This is a genomic window from Pontibacter saemangeumensis (assembly GCF_039541895.1).
Lineage (GTDB): Bacteria > Bacteroidota > Bacteroidia > Cytophagales > Hymenobacteraceae > Pontibacter > Pontibacter saemangeumensis.
Genome location: NZ_BAABHC010000014.1, coordinates 651,193 through 671,932, shown reverse-complemented (window position 1 = coordinate 671,932; position 20,740 = coordinate 651,193). Strand labels below are relative to the sequence as shown.

Sequence of the window (20,740 nt, the reverse complement as noted above, 5' to 3'; positions counted from 1 at the left end):
AAGTATATTTATTTATCGCTATTATTGCATCAATATTACGATACTAAAAAAGTGAAACTTTTTAGTATATATTGCATTGCCCTTCAATTGATTATATTGCAACTCATATAGAGAAGGACATCTGCCCAGAGGTTCACAGAAGCATATATGCGGATGTGAGGAGCTTGGGGTCTGAGGAACCATCTGGAATGAATGCTATCGAAAGCACGTAAGCGATTGATATTATACAATATACATACCTGGGCGCAGCGGTGTGTCTGGAGAAGGAGAATTTATATATACAGAACGTCTATAAGATTATTTAATGAGCAGCTTTTCAGAAAAAGTCATACTCCTGGTAGTTGGCTTTTGCATGGTGTCTCTTGTTGCTTTTGCCCAGAGTGCCCCTTCGCTGGGTGCTGTGTACGAATTCAATGCGCTTGCTTCGCTTAAGGTGAAAAACGAGGGCGGTACCATCGTGAACGCTAGCGTGGGCGCCTCAGATGGTCCGGTAGAAGGCTTTCCGCCCGGAGAGATCCGGAGAGAGAAGCATGCCCAGGACGCCTATGCGAAGCAGGCTATTGTGGAGGCGCGTTCTGTCCAGGCGCTTTTGGGCAGCTACCCTGCAACAGCTACGCTAAACAGCGGGAATCTCGCAGGGGAAGTGATCGTGCCGGGCGTTTACCACATCAGCGGAGACGCCATCATCAACGGCAAGCTTACATTCAACGGGCAGGGTGGTATCAACCCGCTTGTTATCATCAAAGTAAGCGGCAAGCTCAACATCCAGCGCGCAGAGTATGAAATGCTGAACGGGGCAAGCGGCGTTAACCTCTTCTGGGTGGTGGAGGGCGACGTGACGGTGAACAAAGGCGCCTCGGCCCTGGGGAACATCTTCTCCGGGGGAAACATTACCCTAAGCGACGGTGCGCAGCTGCAAGGGCGTTTAGTTGCCACGGAAGGCGAGATCAGGCTGACGAACAGCGTGCTGAACATTCCGGCTGATTTAGAGGTAAAGCTCAGCAAAACGCCAGGGTCCAGGGGTGTGAACACCTACGCCTTCGGGGAGACGATCACCTACACGATCTCCATCAGGAACAATGGCCCGGTAAACGAAAACGGGGTTGCGGTGGCTGATATCCAATATACGGGAGAACTGCTGAGCTATACTTCCTCCATCGCAAATGCACCCTTCAACGGCAGCACCTGGGCGGTAGGGGCTTTCGATTACAAAGAAGAAGCCACCCTCACGATCACAGCCAGAATAAACAAGGCCGGCTCCGGCTACCTCAGGGCGCTCATATATGGCTACGGGATTGACGAGATAAGAAGCAACAACACCGCTGATCTCAGCTTCTGCGTGCTCCTGTCGGAGACCGGGGAGATTACGGGGCCGGGAGAGGTGTGCGTGAATGAAAATTATATATACAGCATTGCCCCGGTGGAGGGTGCCACCCGCTATACGTGGAGCGTGCCCTCGGGGTGGAGCTATACCCTGCTGGGGCCAACCAGCATCCGGGTGAAGGCGGGGACAAACGCGGGGCTGATTAAAGTAACAGCCAGCAACACCTGTGGCGAAGGGCCGGCCCGGGCGTTCGAGGTGGTGTCGCAGGATGGGCCTCCCGCAAAACCAGGGCCCATCAGCGGGCCCGCCGATTTATGCGGCGGCAAACAAGGCATCACCTACAGCATAGCCCCAGTGGACAAGGCCACCAGCTATACCTGGGCCGTGCCGGCCGGTTGGGCTATCCTGCGGGGGCAGGGCACCACAGAAATAGAAGTGAACGCAACAGGAGCCGGGGGGCAGGTAACGGTGCAGCCAGCCAACTCCTGCGGCACCGGCGACCTGCAGGCGCTGCAGGTCGCCGTGTATGAGAATGTGCCGCCCGCCCCGGCGGCCATCCGTGGCACGCCGCAGGGCTGTGCCGGGTCTACAGCGACCTATGCGGTAGACGCCGTGGCCGGGGCCGGGGCAAACGGGTACAAGTGGGGCGTGCCGGCAGGCTGGACGATCACGGCGGGCCAGGGCTCGCGGCAAATAACGGTAAGGGTAGGCACCGCCGCCGGCAATGTGTCAGTGCAGGTAGAGAATACCTGCGGCACCGGCCCTCTGGTTACACTGCCGGTGCAACCCGTGACGGCCGCCCCGATGGCGCTTGGCCCCATCACCGGCACGGCGATGGCATGCACCCTGGAAAAAGGGCTCTTATATGCCGTTGACCCTGTGGCAACGGCGCTAAGCTACGACTGGCGCTTACCGTCCGGTTGGGTAATTACAGCCGGAGCCGGCACAAACCAGATTACAGTGAATGCTGGCAGCAGTGGCGGAACAGTATCTGTGGCCGCAGTCAACGACTGCGGTGCCAGTAACAGGAGCACCTTGGCTGTGCAGGCTTCCCCCAACGCGCCGGCAGTGCCGGAAGCCATTACGGGGGGGCAGTTCGGCTGCGTTGGCAGCACCGGAGCCTACAGTATTGCTGCTGTGGGCGGCGCATCGTCCTATATATGGACGGTGCCAGCAGGGTGGGGCATCATATCCGGGCAGGGCAGCACAAGCATACAGGTGACGGTGGGCAAGGGCAGTGGCAGCATTACAGTGAAAGCGGTGAGCGCCTGTGGCACAAGCCCGGCGACGTCTTTACCCGTTACCCCGGTGGCTTCCGCTCCTATCAACATCCAACTATCAGAGGAGAACAGCAGCGTCTGCGTGGGCGCTACCATCACCATAAAGGCGCTTAACGCTGTAAACATCGGCACATTTGTGTGGGAGGTGCCCGACGGCTGGACGATTACTTCCGGGCAGGGTACCGCGCAACTGACGGTGAAGGCAGGCAGCGCCAGCGGGACGGTGCGTGTGACGGCCACAAACGGATGCGGTGAACTGAAGGTGAGCAAAGAGGTGACTGTCTCTGCGCTGCCGCCCGTTGCGCCGGGGGCTATTACCGGCCCTTCCGCAGTCTGCGAGGCTAGCCTACAGGTATATAGCATCTCGGCAGTAGGCGGTGCCGCTTCCTATAGCTGGACAGTGCCGGCCGGGTGGTCTATCCTGAAAGGCCAGGGCACAACGGCCATAGAGGTAAAGGCGGGCAAGTTGGCAGGCAACATTACCGTGGCGACCGCCAACGGATGCGGGAGCGGCAGTAAAAGCGCCATCCTGGCGGTGGTGTCTACTACCGGTGTGCCGGCAGCCATTGGCGCCATTACGGCGCCACAAAGTGGCTTCTGCCAGGGCACAGCCAACCTCGGCTACAGTATTGCTGCCTTGGCTAACGCGGCCTCCTATACCTGGGAGGTTCCCGCTGGCTGGGTGATTACCTCCGGGCAGGGCACTACCAGCATCAAAGTAACGGCCGGCACCACCCCGGGCAACATCAAAGTTACAGCAGCCAATGCCTGCGGAGCGGGCAGCACAAAGGCAATTCAGGTAGCCCCTCAGGTTTTACCGGTTGCCCCGCTCATCACCTCCGGTCCGACAAACCCCTGTGTAGGCGTCGCAACCATCTATACCGTAGCGGGCACTGGCGGAGTCGATGCCTATATATGGGAGGTGCCAGCCGGTTGGGCCATCCTTTCCGGGCAGGGCACAGCCTCTATCGAAGTTAAAGCGACACGCACGGCGGGCGAAGTGAGGGTGACTGCCCGCAACAGCTGCGGCGGCAGCACTACCACCGAGTTGGGAGTAGTGCCCTCTGAGGGCCTGCCTGCCGCGCCGGGTGCTGTCGAGGGGCCGGCGAGCGCCTGCACAGGCCGGGCGGTTATATATAAAGTCGCCGCTGCCAGCGCCTCCGCCTCCTACACCTGGAGCGTGCCGGCGGGCTGGGAGATCACCTCCGGACAGGGCACAGGGGAGATCACCGTTATTGCCGGCAACAGTGGCGGTAACGTGGCGGTGGCAGCCTCCAGCGGGTGCGGAAGCAGCCAGAGCGCATCGCTGCAAGTCGGTGTGGTGCCAGTGCTGACACCAACGCTCATCATCGACAGCAGCACGCCTTGCGCAGGGCTGGTATACGAAGTGGAGGCGATAGCCGGTGCCGTGGCATATAACTGGGTGGTGCCCACAGGCTGGACGGTCACCTCCGGCGGCGGCACCAACAAGATTACCGTGACGCCCGGCGAAGGCGCAGGCGCGATTACCTTGTCAGTGAGCAACGGCGCCTGCGACAGCGACCCGATCAGCGTGACGCCGAACAGCGAACTGGCGAAGTCCGAGCTGTCTTTCCCGAACGTTTTCTCCCCCAACAACGACGGGAACAACGACACCTGGGTGATCCGCAACCTGCAGAACTACCCGCAGAACCAACTGACGGTGCTGAACCGCTGGGGCAATGAGGTATATAAAGCCAAGGCATATACCGGCGGCTGGGACGGCGATAACCTGAGTGAGGGCACATACTTTTATATAGCCAGCGTGAAGATGTGCGACGGCGGCGAGAAAGTTTTCAAAGGATTTGTGACGATAGTACGATAAAGAGATGGCCAGGAACGGGAAGATAATGAAAATGTTACTCGTGCTGCTGGGGCTGGCAGCGGCCCCGGCGGCGTTTGCGCAGCAGGCACCGCAGTACAGCCAGTATATATTCAACGAGCTGGTGATAAACCCGGCTTACGCGGGCAGCAAGCAGATACTCAACATCAACGCCACTTACCGCAACCAGTGGACCGGCTTTGACGGGGCTCCGACAACCCAGACCATTAGCATAGACGGGCCCAGCTACAACAAACACCTCGGCTGGGGGCTGCATCTGCTGAACGACGAGATCGGGGTGCAGCGCCAGACCGGGGCGTACCTCAACGCAGCCACCCGCATCAGCCTGGACCATTACTCCACGCTGTCGCTGGGGCTGGCGGCGGGGGCGTCGCAGTACACCCTGGACGGCACCCGGCTGACGCCGGGCAGCGAGGTGCCTGACATGGCAGTGCCGCAGACACGCGTGTCGCAGGTATTGCCGGACTTGAAACTGGGCGTGTTCTTTAACACCGAGCGCTACTATGCCGGGCTTTCGGCGGCCAGCCTGATCCCCTTCAAAGACAGTGAAACAGAGATATCCACCCCGCGCCGCCATTACTTCCTGTCCACTGGCTACCTGTTCGACCTGAGCCGCCATGTGCGCCTCAAGCCCAGCATCCTGATCAAGGAGGATTTCCGAAGCCCCACCAGCGTTGACCTGAACACCTTTCTGCTGCTGCAGAACCGCATTTGGGTAGGCGCCTCTTACCGTACGGCGGTGCCCATGTTCACGAAGCAGGAGATGAAGCGCCTGGACAAGCGGAATGCGCTGGCGGTGATGACGCAACTATATGTCACGCCGAAGTTCCGGGTAGGCTATTCCTACGACATCAGCCTGACGGAGCTGAAGAATTACGGGAGCCACGAAGTATCCCTCGGCTACACGTTCCTGCAAAAGAAATACGGCCGCATCCTGACGCCCCGAAACCTATAATATGTACAGCGTATCCCTTATGAAAATCAACTTTACCCTTGCGCTGCTGTGGCTGTGGCTGATGACCGGAGGGCCTGTGGCGGTGACGGCGCAGGACATGAAGCAGGCAGACAAGTATTTTCAGAATTATGAGTTCAGCCTGGCCCTCGAAGCCTATAAGACCATTCTCGAGAAAGGAGAGCCCACCCTGACGGTGGTGCAGCGCATCGCCGACAGCTACCGTATCCTCAACAACAGCCGCGAGGCCGAGTTCTGGTATGCGCAGACCATTGCTTTCCCGGGGGCGGATCCTTCCAATATTTTCCTTTACGCCGAGGCGGCAAAACGCAACGCCAACTACGACAAGGCGAAAAAGCTGTTCCTGGACTATGGCCAGAAAGTGCCGGCGCAGGCTGCCCTGGCGCTGAAGATGGCCGCCTCCTGCGACACCGCCCTGCACTGGATGCAAACGCCAAGGCCGTTTAATGTACAGAAACACGGAAAACTGAACAGCGACGGGGCCGACTTCAGCCCCGTGAAGCTAGCGGATGGCCTGCTGTTCGCCTCTGACCGGCTGATAGCCGATAAAAAGCAGCAGACGGAGCGCAGCAACTGGACGGGCAACGGCTACATACAACTCTATATAGCCAAGGCTACCTCCGACAGCACCTACGGCGCACCGGCCCCGTTGCCACCGAGCGTGAACACGGCCTACCACAACGGACCGGGGGTATACCTCGACAAGGAGCAGGTGCTTTACTTTACCCGCACGCAGGTGGTAAAGCGCAGCGCCGGCCACACCAACCCTGACCCCACCAGCTGGTTCAAGGGCAGCGACAGCCGCACCCACACCAACCGGCACGGCATCTATATGGCGGAGCGGAAAGGGGAGAAGTGGGAGAACGTGAAGCCTTTCAAATACAACAACACGAACGAGTTCTCCATCGGGCACCCGGCCATTACGCCCGATGGCCAGGTGCTGTACTTTGTCTCAGACATGCCGGGCGGTTTCGGGGAGACGGATATCTATTACAGCGAGCGCCAGGCCGACGGCTCCTGGGGAAAGCCCGTAAACGCAGGCAGTGTGCTCAATACCAGCGGACGCGAGAGTTTTGTCAGCCTGGGGGCGGGCGGCGACCTGTACTTTTCCTCCGATGGCCATATGGGCATGGGCGGTCTGGACATCTTCAAAGCCATCGGGGCGCATAAAGCCTGGGCGAAGGTGGAGAACCTGAAGTACCCGCTCAACACGCCGCAGGACGACCTGGGGATACTGACGGACAGCACCGGCACAAAGGGAATGCTTTCCTCCGGCCGCCTTGGGCTGAACGGCTCTGACGATATCTTCACGTTTGAGGAGTACAAAGTCCCGTGCACGCTGATCGGCAGGACCATCGAGCGCTTCACCGTGGCCGGCACTTCGCGGCGGGTGGAAGAGCCGGTGGAGCAGGTGCTGCTGCAATTGCTGGAGGAGGGGAGCGCCACGCCGCTCGAGATCTACTCTGATAAAAACGGCGGCTTCCTATTCCCGGTAAAGGCCGGCACCAACTATACCATCAAGGGCTCGAAACCCGAGTACCTGACGCAGACGCTGCAGATAACCCCCGACTGCCGCTTCAACACGGACTCGGTGAAGGTGGAGATGATCTTTAACCGCAGCACCCCGAACAAACCCATCGTGCTCGAGAACATCTTCTACGACCTGGACAGGCACAACATCCGGCCCGATGCCGCCAGGGAACTGGACAAACTGGTGCAGACGCTGAACGACAACCCTTCTATCCGCATCGAGCTGAGTTCCCACACCGACAGCCGCCAGACCAACCGCTATAACGAGATGCTTTCGCAGCTGCGGGCGCAGGCCGCCGTGGATTATATCATCTCCAGGGGCGTAGACAGGGGCCGGCTGAAAGCGAAAGGCTACGGCGAGACAAAGCTCATCAACCGCTGCAAAGATGGCGTGTCCTGCTCCGAGACAGAGCATCAGGAGAACCGCCGCACCGAATTCACGATCCTGAAGTAGCTGGCTATATCCATATATAAACCGCAGCGTGCGCAGCTCCTGCGGGTGTTGGCTTCTGTGTGCCAGACGATCGCAGGAGCTGCGCACGCTGCGAGGTCCTGAGAGAACGTTAGAACTTCTCCTCCAGCCACAGAAACCCGCTGCTCAGCACGAACAGGACAAAGAACCAGATCAGCGGCACCGGCTCCTCTATATATACTACGGGAGCAACTTCAGAGGAGGCTTTTGTCTGGGCTATATAGGCCAATGTTGCCTGGCGCCTGGCTTGTATCTTGGTGAAATCCCAATCATCAGCATCCTGCACATAAAATAGATAGGGCGGCGCGCCGGGTGCCTGCACCTGGTACCAGCCGCTGCGGTGGGGCCAGAACGTGCCGCTGTACTGTGTAGGCTGCACCGGGTTTTGCGCCAGCGGCATCTTTATATATAAAGCTGAGTCTGCCAGGCTGGTGACGGTAGCTGAAGGTAAAGCAGAACCACTTGCGGAATAATCTATATAGGTAAGTGTGACGGGCCAGTTGGGCTGCGGCACCTGCGGCAAGGTGAGCTGCCAGAACGTTTCCTGCACCTCCTGCTTCGCCACTTCCGACAGCAGGTGCGCCCAGTAGCTGGCATAAATCTCCTCCTTCCCCTCCAATTGCCACGCAAAGGTTTGCGGCACCAGGCTGAGCGCCACTTTTCCCCATCCTTCGCGTTTTGCCCCGGCCAGCAACTGCTCGTTCTGCTCCGTCACCAGCACTGATACGGCGGCGGAATTCACCAGCATATAGGGGGCAGCCGTTGCGGTGGCGGTTACGTTGTCCTCCCAGGAGGCGCGGGTGGTGCGGGTGTCCTGGGGCGCAACTCTTTTCGTCTGGAACGAGGTAAAGAAGGCCGTGCTGCGGTTGGTGGCGGGGGCGTTGGTGATGGTCAGCACACCCAGGCCATCCGCGGTGACGGCCCGCTGCAGGGCGGCACGTTCCCCGGCGCTGAGGTTTTGCAGCGCCTGCGGCTCCGTCACCACCAGGTCGAACTGCTGCAGGAGCTTTGGCGTGAGGCGGTCCAGGCTGGTGCGGGGCATGTTGAGCCACTCGCTCTGGCTGATGCCTTTGCTGATGGTGATGCGCCAGGCGACGCGGTGCCGCAGCCCGGCCAGGTGGTTCTTCAGAAACCGGAACTCGAACAGCGGCGACGAGGCCAGCAGCAGCACGCCTAATTGCTTCCCCGGCCTCACCTGCACCGGCACCCGTCCTAGGGTGTCCGTGCCTCCGGCTGCTTTGCTTGTGACGGTATATATAAAGCGGCCTTCCTGCCTGGGGGTGTAGCGCAGCGTAAAAGCAGACGTGTCGCCTGCCGGGATTTCCAGCGAATCCCGGGCCTGCCCGGCAGCATCTAAATAAAGCCAGGCACCGGATTTTCCTGGGCTTATATAGGTGCCAGTCACTTCCACGGGCTCTCCCAAAAATATATTTTCAGGCCAGTAAAGGGCCGCCATACCGGCCGGGGCAGCGGACAGATGCGGCTCTACCGCTATGCCCTCCAGCGCCTGTAGTTCCTCCTGGTGTAAGCCATATCCCAGCAAATGCACCTTCGTGAGGCCGGGGTGCTGCCGCCGGAAGGTATATAAATCTGGTACAGGCGCGGCTTTGGCTGCCGGGGTATGGTAGCTGAAGAGGAGGGGCGCAGCCGTAAATTCCCGTAACAATGCCCGGAGGGTGTCGGCGTTATATCCCTCCGCTAAAAGAATCGCCGTGCCGGGGCTGACTGCCTGCTTCGTGGCAGGCGGGAAAACCAGCAGAACCAGGCTCACGCCCGCCACCGCGCTCGCAAGCAACCGCCACGCCCGCCGCTGCCGGTTAGGCCGCCGCCACGCCAGCCACAGCAGGAGCAGCACAACAAAGGCGGCGAGCAACAAGGCTATATAAAAAGGCAGGTTCTGTAGCACAGGTTAATTGTCGTTTAGCTGTTTCAGGTATTCACGGGAGAGCGGACTGCGGCGCACCGTCTGCTGTTGCGGCGTCTGCTCCACCGGGGGCAGCAGCGCCACCCACGCCCGCTCCACCGTTTGCAGGCAAGGCACGCAGAGTGTTTCCCCGCTGTTTATGTTGGCGATAACCGTGCGGAGGTCCTGCAGGGTCCGGAGGTAGCTGCCCGGGCCTTGCAGCGCCTGCTGCGCCAGTTCCTGCCCCGCCTGCTCCAGCACGCGCGCATCCGAGGGGCTATATATACCCCGCTGCCGGTAGCGCGCCAGCCAGGTAAGGGCGGCCCGGGTTGAGGGCAGTTTCGCTTCTGTTTTGATGGTGCGGGTCTCCGACAGCGGCGTGATCTTGCCCAGCTCGCCCGACAGGCGCAACTCCGGCTCCTTCAGGGGCGGCGCCTCGAAACCTGTTTTCGCCACATAAGCGCGGGTGCTCTGCTGCACCTCCTTCAGCATCCGCAGCGCTTTGTATTCGTAAGGCAGCGCCTCCTTTGGCTTGTGCGTGCGCAGCCGCAATTCCGCCTCCCACATCTGCGCCAGCGCGCCTTTCAGCTTCGCTTTCACGGCCGGCTCAAAAATAGTGGCCGCACCTTCCTGGTCGTGCTTGTGCAGGTACGGGTCGAGCAGCGCGGCAGGGTCGTTCTGGTTCTCGAACTCGGGGTGATCATGCCCGTCGCCGGCGGCATGCGCGGCCTCCTCATGGCCTTCTTCCCCTTCCGGGATACCGCCTCCCGGCCCGATGCCCGACTGAGCTTCTTCGCCTAAAAATTTGCCGTAGCGCAGCCGCAGCAGCTTCTGGTCGATGCCGATGTTGTTGGAGCGCTCCTCAAACGAAGCGCGGGAGATGCTTTTCTGCTCTTTCAGCAGTTTCTCCGTGTCGATGATGATCTGGCGCTGGCTGCGGAAATACTCCGGCACCGGGTTCACGCCCGCCGTCATGTCAAAAGCCGCCTCCACAATGGCCGTGTCCTCGATCTGCACAAAGTAGGTTTCGGAGCGGGAGTAGCCGCGGTGGTTGTCCCAGGCCTGCACATAAAAGTACAGCTCGTCGCCGTACGTCATGCCCAGCTGCCGCAGGTCCAGGGCCTTGCGGATGTCGACGCTGCGGCGGTTGCCGCTCAGGCCAAGGGTAATCTTCTCCTCCCGGAACTTCACCGCCTCGCCCGATCCCCTGGCCACGGTCGCGATCATATTGGCGTCCCGGATACCGTAGTCGTCGCTAAGCTGCGCCCGCAGGCTCACCCGCTGCGGCTCCCCAAACAGGATCTCGGTGTACTGCTTTGGCTCTTGTATCCGGATCACGGGCGCCTCGTCCGGGATGATCTCCAGGGTATAGAAGGCCGATTTCTGCCCGTTGAGGCGGAGGTGGTACAGGGCCGGAGCCGTAACAGTGCGCGATAAAGTGTAGGCACCGGTCTTGCCTGTGAACGCCACGGGTGTAGCCTCGTTCAGCACCAGTTGCAAAGCCCTGGCTGGTTTGTTGGTGCGGATGCGCCAGGATACAGTGGCGCCTTCCTCCACGCGCAGGCTCGGGCTTTCGGCGGCGTAGGGCGCCTTGCCGGTATAGGCAGGTGGTGTGATGGTGATGTCTATTTGCTCGATGACGGTGGCCGTGTTTGCAGCCGTGGCGGGGGCTTCCGGAAAATCCACCTGCACTTGTCTCGGGGTGACAGGCGCTAACACCGGGGCGGCAGGCAGGTAGAGAATACCGGCTGAGAGTATCAGCCCGAGACCCAGCGCCATATAGGAGGCCGTGCTGCGGAGAGTGAAAATTTTCTCTTTCTCCGGGTGAAGCTGCTGCAGGGCAGCGCCTACTTTCTGCTGCTGCAGGCGCTCCAGCAGGGTAAGCGTATCCGGGTCGCGAAGCAGCAGGGCGGTGCTGTCCTCCAACTGCGGGTACTGGCGGTCGAGGTGGCGGGCCACCTGCTTCAAACTCGTCTTGCGGATGCTGTGCCAGCGCCACAGGCTATATATAATAGTAACTGAAATGAGGGCAACGGCAATGGCGGCAAGCAAAGGGAGCTTAAACTCCCATTTATATAGTACGGCAGCGCCCACCGCAACGGCTGCCAGCGCCTGCAGCGCATACAGCAGGGCCTTCGCCTGCACATACTGCCGGCGGATGCGGTGAAGCATACGGGTGCTGTCTTTTAAAGCCATGGCTATATAGTCGCGCGCCTCCTGGCGAGGATCCGTTCCGTTAAAAATAAGATAAAAGCCGCTGACACGAGCCACGGCACCAGGGAAATGCGCCGCGCCTCCGGCGCTTCTGCTGTAGCTGTAACCGGCTGTAAGGCTGGCTTTAGCTGCTGCTCGTCGAGCGCCCGCACATCCTGACCTCCTGCTTCGGGCTGCGGAAACAGCAGGGGCAACAGCAGTTCGGGCAGCTGCGCGCTCTGCCCCAACCCGCTCAACGCCGGGCTGAACCCGCTCCGGAAACGGTATATATGGCCGCTTCCGGAAGGTTGCACCGTCAGCAGCGCGCCACCGTTTCGGGTGGCCCAGAGGATGTGCTGGTCTTCGTTGCCTGCTGCGCCGCGGAGTTGGTGCACCGGCACGTCTTCCCCGGCTGTCGCCATGTAGGTGTTGATCGCGGTAGGTTTGGCAGTTGGCTGCACCCACAAATTAAGGCCATTTTGCGCTACCTGTTGCTGCAGCTGCGGCGGCACCTCTCCGTCTTTTAGCCAGAAGACCCAGTCCGCGGCGGTGTCCTGCTCCGTGGTGATCTGGATGGGAAACCGGGTATAGCGGCTGATGGCGCTCAGGGCGGCCTGCAGGTAGCGCAACTCCGGCTGCTGCGCCTCATCGGCCAGCAGGGCTATATACAACGGTTCCGTCTGCACCCGCACGTTGCTGCTGCTGTTGCCGGGGAACGTGGCCTGCAGGGTATCCCGCAGCCATTGTAGCTCCAGGGTTTGGCCGTGGAGCGTGATCTCTTTTGTGGCAGTTCCGATAAACTGGCGGCTGTAGGTGATGCCCTCGCGGGAGCCTTCCCCGATCAGCAGCAAGAGGCTGTCAGGCGCGGTTTGCACTGCCGCCTGCAACCAAAGAGCAGCAGCCCCGGAGGCAACTGGAAGCCAGCGGATGTTAGCCGGCACGGCGACCGGGCGGGCACCCGCAAAGTAGCGCTGCTGGTCGGAGGTAAAAAGCCAGATACTGTCCTGCGGCTGTTTGTGTTTCTCCGCCAGGGCGGGCAATAACCCCCAATAGTTGGCGGGGCTATATATAACAGAGTCTTGTGTGCTGCTGCTGATCTGCTGCCATTGCTCCTGCGGAATGGCGGCAAAGCCAGGGGCATAGCTATACAGGCGGTAGCCGCGCTGCAGCAGCGCGGCGATGGTTGGCTGGATCTGTTGCCGGGCGGTGGAGGTATAGAGCAGCTCCTGCCCTATATACACTGCCTTCTGCGCGTCGGGCTTTTGCGGAGGCCGTACCAGCACGGGTTGCGCCAGCGCGGCCGCCAGCAGGAGCAGGACAAAGCAACGCAGCAACAGCAGCCATACCTCGTTCAGCTTCACGCGGCTCCAGCGCCTGCTCGCCGACGCCTCCAGCCAGCGCAGGCTGCCCATCTTCACCGTCGTGCCCTGCCGTTTGTTCCAGAGGTGAATGGCAATGGGCACGAGAAGGGCAGCCGCCGAAAAGAGCCAGAATGGAGCGAGAAAGATCAATTTTGAATAACTGAGTGCTGAATTTGAAACAAGTAAGCTGAATGCCCTGGTTGAACAGCTGTTGAATTACCCATACAGTAAACGCTTCTGCAGGAAGGCCCGCAGGGCTTTGTCCAGCGGCTCGTCCGTCACGAAGCGGTCGTAGGCGATCTGGCGGTTGCGCATGTCGCGCTCGGTTTGCTGCAGCCATGCCTGCAGCTTTGTTATGTAGCTGCTGCGCTGTTCGGCGGTGCCCACCTGCAGCGTTCGCCCCGTCTCCAGGTCCTCGAAGGTGAGGGTGCCGCTATACGCAAAGTCCAGTTCGTTGCGCGCCACCAGGTGGAACAGCAGCAGCTCGTGCCGTTGCGCGCCCAGCCTGAAAAGCAGGCTGGTGATCTCATCTTCCTGCTCATACAAATCCGTCAGGAAGATGGTGAGTTCTTTTTGCCGCCGGTCTGCCAACAGCTTGCCGGCAGCCTGGGCATCGGGGAATTTGCCCTGCGGCTCCACCTCGCTGAGCCGGTGCCAGAAGCGCTGCAGGTGCATGTTGTCGGAGCGGGGCGTAAGGTTGATCAGCCCGGACTCGCGCAGCACATATAACCCCACCGCATCGCCCTGCAGGGAGGCCAGGTACGCCAGCGAGGCCACCAGGAAGCGGGCATAATCGAGTTTGCGCAGGCCGTTTGTGTCCTCGTGCGCCATGGAGGCGCTGCCGTCCAGCACGAAGCGCACAGTGATGTTGGTGTCCACCTCCGCCTCCCGTATATAGTAGCGGTCGGAGCGGGCAAACATTTTCCAGTCGAGCTGCCGCAGGTCGTCGCCGGGCTGATAGCTGCGGTACTGGCTGAACTCCAGCCCCGCCCCGCGCCGCAGGCTCTGGTTGTGGCCCGCCATAAAGCCTTCCACCACTGTTTTGGCTAGCAGCGGCAGGTCCTTGATAGTGGCCAGTACCTCCGGGCGGATAAACTTCTCTTTAGACAAGGGTGTACCGTCGTTTCAGTTGGCTGATCTGGGATTCAATAAAGGTGTCATCCAGTATAATGTTGATGCCGCCCACCAGTTCCTGCCTTGCCTGCAAAAGGTATTTCTTTGTCTGGGAGTAAAAAACCATCGCGCAGTCGTGCAGCCGCCCCTTCTCCCCCGACTTATTGGTGTTCTGGTAAATCTCTATCATCAGGATCGGGTCTGAGAAAACCTTCAGGCTGGAGAGTTTCCCGAACTGCAGGGCTCCTTCCTGCCACAAAGGGGCACCGCTCACGTTCACATCGAACTCATAATAGGTGCTGGCGTCTTTCGGGCAGGTTCTGTAGTCGGCGCTGATGTTGATGTAGGTCCTGAACTTACCGGGCGGCTGGTTGATGGTAGACAGGGCAATGGCAAAGCCGTTTGCCCAGAACACATATCCCTCGTCCAGGAGCTCCACCTGCAATTTGTCGGAGTACAGAAAGTAAATCCGTTCTCCCAGCACGTTCCGCAGTATCTTTACCTGCTCTTCCGAAATCCTGACTATATCTACTTCCCCCTGCATAGTCTCTGCGTTTATATTTTTCTCACTCTACGACAATACGGCTTTCGGCAGCCTGACCTGCTGCAGGAGCTCGTCCACCACCCGGTCCGGGGTGATGTGCTCCGACTCGGCCGTAAAGTTTACCAGCACCCGGTGGCGCAGCACCGGGTAAGCCATGGCCTGTATGTCGGCGGCGGTTACCGCAAACCGGTGCTGCAGCAGCGCGCGCGCCTTGGCCGTTAGTATAAGCGCCTGCCCGGCCCGTGGCCCGGCACCCCAGCGGCAGTAGGTTTTCACATACGCCACAGCGGTGCTGTCGGGGCGCGTGGCGCGCACTAAGTTGTTTACGTATTGCAGCAGTTCTTCGCTGATACTTACTTCACGAACTAACTGCCGGAGTTGCAACACCTCCTCCCCGGATATACAGGGCCGCGCCTGCGCCTGCCGGTTGCCGGTGGTGTTGGCCAGAATGCGAAGCTCTTCCTGCTCGGTGGGGTACTTGATTTTTATATATAACAGGAAGCGGTCCAGCTGCGCCTCGGGCAGCGGGTAGGTGCCTGCCTGCTCGATCGGGTTTTGGGTGGCCAGCAGGAAAAATGGGCGCGGGAGCGGGTAAGTTGTGCCCGCGTACGTCACCTCATGCTCCTGCATGGCCTCCAGCAGCGCCGCCTGTGTTTTGGGCGGGGTGCGGTTTATCTCATCCGCGAGTACAATATTGGAGAAGATCGGCCCCTCGTTGAACTTGAAAAAGCGCTTGCCGGTCACGTGGTCCTCCTCCAGCACCTCGGTTCCCAAAATGTCGGTCGGCATCAGGTCGGGCGTGAACTGGATGCGCCGGAAGCCCAGTTCCATGGCGTTCGCCAGCGTGCGCACGAGCAGCGTTTTGGCCAGGCCCGGCACGCCTTCCAGCAAGCCGTGCCCACCGGCCAGCAGGGTAATCAGCACCTCCTCCAGCACCTCCTCCTGCCCCACAATCACTTTCTGAATCTCCTGCTTTAGCTGTGGCAGCTTGCTTAGCAGGCGTTGCACGTCTTGTTCCGTCAATTTTATATAGGTTGAAGGCTGATATTAGTTTATTGCAGACACTCACAGGAGCTGTGCACGCTGCGAGGTCGTATATATATATATATATATATATTAACTTGTCAGGGCATATAGGATGATGTTGACACCGAACTTGGTATTGTCCTCAGCCAGCCAGCGCTTGTTCCGGAAATCATAGTCCCATTCGCAGCCGTAGTCTTTGTTGCTGTAGAGCACGGCTATTCTTCCGTTTATTTCTATCGCTTTCAGGTAGTCGTGCACCAGGTCGTCGCCCCAGCCGTTTAACTCAAAGCTTGTGGTGGGCGGCCCCTCTTCAAACGTGAAGAAGGATGTATATATAACGTGGTCGTTGGGAATCTTCTTCAGCGCGCCCTGCCCGAAGACCTGTCGCATCTGCTCCTCAAAAGAGCGGGCGAACAGGCCGTCGATGTCGTGGTTGCAGTCGTCCACAAACACAAAGCCGCCGTTGCGCACGTACGCTTCGAAGTTCTGCCGCTCCTTCTGATTGAACTGCACCAGCTTGTGCCCGCTCATATAGCTGAAAGGGTAGCGGAACAGCTCCGCACTCTCCAGCGCCACTACCTTCTCCTGCTCCTCCACCTGCACCGTGGTGTACTGGATGAGCGAGTGCAGCAGGTTGCTCGGCATCCGGGGGTCAGTATCCCAGTTGCCGGAGCGGTACTGCAGGCGGACGAAGGTGAACGGTTGCACTTGATGGAGTTATGAATTCTGAGTTATGAGTCTCGGGTCAATTCTTTCATGTGAATGCCGCACACGGTTTCGCTGTATGCGGCATCTCATCGTTTCAGTAGTGCTTACACCGCATCCGAAAGACTCGTGAACGTAAAGTCGCGGATGCGCATGGGTGGCACCAGGCTGCCGCCGATGCGCTGCGGCTTGCCCAGGGCGTCCAGGTTGTTGAGCATGATCACCGGGCTCTCGTTGAAACGGAAGTTCTTCACCGGGTACAGGATCTTGCCATTCTCAATGTAAAACGTGCCGTCGCGGGTAAGGCCGGTGTAGAGCAGCGTCTGCGGGTCCACGGTGCGGATATACCACAGGCGCGTTACCAGGATGCCGCGCTTGGTGCCTTTGATCATATCCTCCAGGCTCATCGTGCCGCCTTCCATAATCATGTTGCCCGGCGGCGGCGTAGATACGGCGCCTTTGTTGGAAGCCCAGAAGCGGGTATTGTACATGTTCTTCACCACGCCTTTGTCTATCCAGACTACTTTTTTCTGTGGTCGCCCGTCGGCGGCGAATGGCGCGGTGGGCACGTCTGCGTTGTATGGGTCAGAGGATATGGTGATGCGCTCATCCACCAGTTTCTCGCCTACTTTGGTCTTGCCGCCGGGCTTGCTCAGGAAGCTGCGGCCTTCCTCGGCGCTGCGCTGGTCCATGTTGCCGAACATGTTCTGCAACAGATCGATCGAAGCGGCGGGCTCTAAGATAACCGTGTACTTGCCAGGCTCCAGGGCCCTGGCGTCTTTGGAGTTGGCGGCCTTCTCAGCGGCTATCTGCGAGGCTTTGCCTGTGTCCAGCTTGCTGACATCGCTGTAATCCTGCGTCACGTAACCGGAGCCGGTGCCGTCTTCGGTGCGCATGGTCACCGAGAAGTCCACTACCGTCGCCGGGTGGTAGGCGAACAGGCCCTTGTTGTTCATCTTCGCCGTGAAGCTGCTGTAATGCTCCAAGAAGCCGGCTGCCGTCAGGCCTTTGGCGGCGGCAGCGGCAATGCTTTTGGCGGCGGCATCGGCGCGGTAAGCCGGGTCTATCTTGTTGGTGCTCTCAAAGAACTCTTTGGTAGCGGTGTACGTCTGCGGGCCGAGCAGCTCTATATACTCCGGGCTTTCCGGGGCCAGGCGCGCCGTCTCCTCTGAGCGCTGCATCACTTTCTGCAGCGAAGCGTCATCGAACTCGTTGATGGTGGCCACGCCCGAGCGCTTCCCGAACCGCGACTCCACCGACATCGACACGTTCTCCTCCGCACCGCTCGTGGACACCTCGTTGCGGGCGTAGCGGATGTTCCCGCCAATGTTGCCGGTGAGCGTTATCTCGCACTCGTCCGCCTTGGAATAGCCCAGCGCCTTTTTCAGGATCGCCTGCGCCTCTTCTTTACTTAATATTGCCATTTGTTTAGTTAAGAGTTAGGAGTTATGAGTTAAAAGTTACGCAATAGAGACCCTTATATGCCGCCATTCATGCTGTTACTAAAGTGAAGGGTTCTATGATGAAACTCTTCACTTTTGACTTTTAACTCTAAACTTAAAATCATTAGATTTTACGCGCTGTGTTGATCACGTTCACGCCGTTGAAGCGCGTGTGGGCGGAGCCGTGCGATACCGCGCTGATCTGGCTGGGCTGGCCCTTGCCGTCGAAGAACGAGCCGAACAGGCGGTAGTCGCTCTCATCGCACATGTCGGTGCAGGAGTTCCAGAATTCCTGGGTGTTGCTCTGGTAGGCCACATCCTCCAGCGGGCCCACGATTTTACCTCCCTTGATCTCGTGGAACGTGGTGCCGCCGAACTGGAAGTTGTAGCGCTGCTGGTCGATGGAGTATGAGCCGCGGCCCGCTATATAGATGCCCTTGTCCACGCCCGCGATCAGCTGATCAACGTTCTTCTTCTCCTTGCCCGGTGCCAGCGACACGTTGGGCATGCGCTGGAACTGCACCGAGCTCCAGCTGTCGGCGTAGCAGCAGCCGTGCGATTCTTTCTCGCCGATGATGTGCGCCTGGTCGCGGATGGCCTGGTAGTTCACCAGCGTACCGTCCTTGATCAGGTCCCACTTCTTCGTTTTCACGCCTTCGTCATCCCAGCCCACATAGCCCAGCGAGCCCGGCTGTGTCTTGTCAGCGAAGATGTTCACTTTGTCGGAGCCGTATTTGAAGTTCTTCGACTTCCACTTGTCCAGCGTGGCGAAAGAGGTGCCGGCGTAGTTGGCCTCGTAGCCCAGCACGCGGTCCAGTTCCAGCGGGTGACCCACCGACTCGTGGATGGTGAGGCCCAGGTGGTTCGGGTCAAGCACCAGGTCGTACTTGCCCGCCATCACCGATTTGGCCGTGAGCTTCTCTTTCGCTTGTTTAGCAGCCAAAGCAGCGTCCTCCAGCATGTCGTAGGCGTAGCGGTAGCCAACCAGCCCGGTGCCTACAGGGCCCTTTATCTTCTCCGATGCCTTCGGGTTCATATACTCGTAGCCCATGCCCATCGGCGCGCTCAGCGCCTCTCGGGTCCTGAACTTGCCGGAGGCTTTGTCTACAGCCGTTACCGTAAAGTTTGGCCAGATGCGATGGATGTCCTGGTCTATATAGGAGCCGTCGGTGGAGGCAAAGTACTTTTGCTCGTTCACCTGGAAAAGGGCGGAGTTGACGAAGTTGGCGCCGTTTTCCAGGGCCTTGGCGTTGGCGGCCAGCAGCAGGTCAGCCTTCTCGCCTACCGGTACCTCAAAGGCGTTTTTCTCGATGGGTGTTTTCCAGGTAACCTCGCCGTAGCCGGGCACAGGGGCCAGTTGCACCGGCTCCTTCTGCAGCTTGGCATTGGCTTTGGCAATGGCCACGGCCTGGTCGGCGGCTTTGGCCACGCCTTTATCCGATACGTCGGAGGTTGCGGCAAAGCCCCAGGTGCCGTTGGCCAGCACACGCACGCCCACGCCGAACGATTCGGCGTTCACGATGTTCTGCACCTGCTTTTCGCGGGTGAAAATGTACTGCTGCAGGTAACGGCCGATGCGCACATCGGCATAATTGGCGCCTTTCGATTTTGCAGTGTTCAGGGCCACGTCAGCCAGCCTTTTTTTCAGGGCCGGGTCCACCTGCTGCAGCAACCGCTCCGGCGCTATCATGTTGCCGAACACCGGGATGGAAGGCAGCATCAGTCCGCCAAAGCCCAGGGCCGACAACTCAAGGAAGTTTCGTCTTTTCAAAGTATATTCAGTTAATGATAGGTGAAAGCATTAGTTTCGGTAGCTAAGTATATATAAATCCATCTGCTTTTCAAAGTTGCGCCACCAGTTATCTGCCATACGCCTCCTTCCATAGAATAAGGCAGGTGGATGTTCTACCAAGAAACAGGAAAGAAGGCGAAAGGTTGGCCCTGCGATATATAGGAAAACGTGAGCACGAACACCAACTATATATAAACGGAAAAAGCAGCGGGCGCAGGATGTGTCATCCTGCGCCCGCTGCTTTTGGCAAAATTGTTTATTAGGGTCTATGCTTCTTTCACAAGGCCGGAAAGACCTTCTTCTTTCAGCAGGTCGTTGAATGCCTCTGCATGCTGGCGGCTTTCGAAACGGCCTGCCTTGATGCGGTGGATCTTTTTGCCTCGCACCAGTTCGTCAGTCAGCTCTATTTCCAGATGCTTGTCGAAGGCTTTCAATTTCTCGCTCAGGCGCTCAGCGTGTTGTTTGGTCACGTAGGTGCCTGTCTGGATGGTGAAGATGCCGGCGTTCTGCGGCTTGTAATCCTCGGGCAGCTCCAGCACTTCCACTTTCACGTTTCCGATGCCCTGGGCGTGAAACTCCAGTTTGCGTGCGGCTACCTCTGATACGTCGATGATGCGGTCTCCTACAAACGGCCCCCGGTCGTTGATGCGAACGATCACAGATTCGTCGTTGTCGAGGTTGGTTACTTTCACTTTTGTGCCGAAAGGGAGTGTTTTATGCGCGGCGGTCATTTTGTTCTTGTTGTAGAGTTCGCCGCTGCTGGTCTTCCTGCCGTGGTACTTGCTCCCGTACCAGGAGGCCTCGCCTTTTTGGGTTTTTATGCTTTGTGCTGAGAGGGGTTGGCTGATGCCGATAAATAGAAAAATGATTACTGATAATATGTAGCACTTTCTATTATAAATCATATCTTTTTAAAATTGGTGAAGCCGTAAAGTTAGGCAAAATTTCCAAAATAGAGACTTATACGGCAATTCGCGGCCAGGGATGTGGAGGGATACAGCTTCTGTGGGTTCTGATGCTGTAGGTCATGTTTTAAGCAAAAGTGTGTTTAGAGGAAGTATGGCAAGATTTTAAGGCATCAGCAGTATTGTTTATTTGAGATATAAAATAGTTGAAAAAAAATTTGCGGGAAATGTAAAACGTGCAGGTAGAATGCCTCGTTTTTGCTATCGAAGCACGGGGCCCGGGCACCAATCCGGTTCCCTTTGCCAAGTGCGGACG

13 protein-coding genes are annotated in these 20,740 nt (G+C 58.8%); 3 read left to right on the top strand and 10 right to left on the bottom strand.

Translation table 11 applies throughout. The features are described from left to right. Window positions 1-304 precede the first annotated feature (304 nt). The 3 genes from ABD920_RS13705 to ABD920_RS13695 are packed head-to-tail and all read left to right on the top strand — an operon-like array spanning window position 305 to window position 7,422. Window positions 305-4,447, top strand: a complete 4,143-nt coding sequence (locus tag ABD920_RS13705) for an ice-binding family protein (protein WP_345159790.1) — start codon at window positions 305-307, stop codon at window positions 4,445-4,447. 25 nt (window positions 4,448-4,472) lie between these two features. Next, a complete protein-coding gene (locus tag ABD920_RS13700; protein WP_345159788.1) occupies window positions 4,473-5,420 on the top strand; it encodes a PorP/SprF family type IX secretion system membrane protein in 948 nt (315 codons plus the stop codon). A gap of 19 nt (window positions 5,421-5,439) precedes the next feature. Beyond that, entirely contained in the window at window positions 5,440-7,422 is a 1,983-nt protein-coding gene (locus ABD920_RS13695) for an OmpA family protein (RefSeq protein WP_345159786.1), read from the top strand. Window positions 7,423-7,531: 109 nt separating this feature from the next. Here the strand turns inward: ABD920_RS13695 and ABD920_RS13690 are convergent, their stop codons facing one another. The 10 genes from ABD920_RS13690 to ABD920_RS13645 all read right to left on the bottom strand — a co-directional run bounded on the left by ABD920_RS13690 (window position 7,532) and on the right by ABD920_RS13645 (window position 20,424). Continuing rightward, entirely contained in the window at window positions 7,532-9,346 is a 1,815-nt protein-coding gene (locus tag ABD920_RS13690) for a hypothetical protein (protein ID WP_345159784.1), read from the bottom strand. Window positions 9,347-9,349: 3 nt separating this feature from the next. Beyond that, a complete protein-coding gene (locus ABD920_RS13685; protein WP_345159783.1) occupies window positions 9,350-11,539 on the bottom strand; it encodes a DUF4175 family protein in 2,190 nt (729 codons plus the stop codon). Window positions 11,540-11,541: 2 nt separating this feature from the next. Then, a complete protein-coding gene (locus ABD920_RS13680) occupies window positions 11,542-13,047 on the bottom strand; it encodes a BatA domain-containing protein (RefSeq protein WP_345159781.1) in 1,506 nt (501 codons plus the stop codon). A 66-nt stretch (window positions 13,048-13,113) separates the two neighbouring features. Continuing rightward, the gene (locus tag ABD920_RS13675; RefSeq protein ID WP_345159780.1) at window positions 13,114-14,007 is read right to left on the bottom strand and encodes a DUF58 domain-containing protein; all 894 of its coding nucleotides are present in this window, start codon (window positions 14,005-14,007) and stop codon (window positions 13,114-13,116) included. Next, window positions 14,000-14,554: a hypothetical protein gene (locus tag ABD920_RS13670; RefSeq protein WP_345159778.1), complete on the bottom strand. Its 555-nt coding sequence runs from the start codon at window positions 14,552-14,554 to the stop codon at window positions 14,000-14,002. The genes ABD920_RS13675 and ABD920_RS13670 overlap by 8 nt, the downstream gene beginning before the upstream one ends. A 27-nt stretch (window positions 14,555-14,581) precedes the next feature. Next, window positions 14,582-15,577, bottom strand: coding sequence for an AAA family ATPase (locus ABD920_RS13665; RefSeq protein ID WP_345159776.1), 996 nt, complete (start codon window positions 15,575-15,577; stop codon window positions 14,582-14,584). 93 nt (window positions 15,578-15,670) lie between these two features. Further along, on the bottom strand, window positions 15,671-16,288 hold the full coding sequence (locus ABD920_RS13660; RefSeq protein WP_345159775.1) for a DUF4159 domain-containing protein: 618 nt from the start codon (window positions 16,286-16,288) through the stop codon (window positions 15,671-15,673). Window positions 16,289-16,392: 104 nt separating this feature from the next. Continuing rightward, window positions 16,393-17,709 carry a TldD/PmbA family protein gene (locus tag ABD920_RS13655; protein WP_345159774.1) on the bottom strand — a complete coding sequence of 439 codons (1,317 nt, stop codon included), beginning with the start codon at window positions 17,707-17,709 and terminating at the stop codon, window positions 16,393-16,395. A 142-nt stretch (window positions 17,710-17,851) separates the two neighbouring features. Then, complete coding sequence (locus ABD920_RS13650) at window positions 17,852-19,498, bottom strand: TldD/PmbA family protein (RefSeq protein ID WP_345159772.1); 1,647 nt, start codon at window positions 19,496-19,498, stop codon at window positions 17,852-17,854. 287 nt (window positions 19,499-19,785) lie between these two features. After that, a complete protein-coding gene (locus ABD920_RS13645; RefSeq protein ID WP_345159771.1) occupies window positions 19,786-20,424 on the bottom strand; it encodes a septal ring lytic transglycosylase RlpA family protein in 639 nt (212 codons plus the stop codon). Between the last annotated feature and the right edge of the window lie 316 nt (window positions 20,425-20,740).

Bases quoted from the DNA above. Each gene is read 5' to 3' on its own strand.
- ABD920_RS13695 (WP_345159786.1), top strand. From the start codon at position 5,440: ATGAAAATCAACTTTACCCTTGCGCTGCTGTGGCTGTGGCTGATGACC.
- ABD920_RS13700 (WP_345159788.1), top strand. From the start codon at position 4,473: ATGAAAATGTTACTCGTGCTGCTGGGGCTGGCAGCGGCCCCGGCGGCG.
- ABD920_RS13670 (WP_345159778.1), bottom strand. From the start codon at position 14,554: ATGCAGGGGGAAGTAGATATAGTCAGGATTTCGGAAGAGCAGGTAAAG.
- ABD920_RS13705 (WP_345159790.1), top strand. From the start codon at position 305: ATGAGCAGCTTTTCAGAAAAAGTCATACTCCTGGTAGTTGGCTTTTGC.
- ABD920_RS13655 (WP_345159774.1), bottom strand. From the start codon at position 17,709: ATGGCAATATTAAGTAAAGAAGAGGCGCAGGCGATCCTGAAAAAGGCG.
- ABD920_RS13685 (WP_345159783.1), bottom strand. From the start codon at position 11,539: ATGGCTTTAAAAGACAGCACCCGTATGCTTCACCGCATCCGCCGGCAG.
- ABD920_RS13645 (WP_345159771.1), bottom strand. From the start codon at position 20,424: ATGATTTATAATAGAAAGTGCTACATATTATCAGTAATCATTTTTCTA.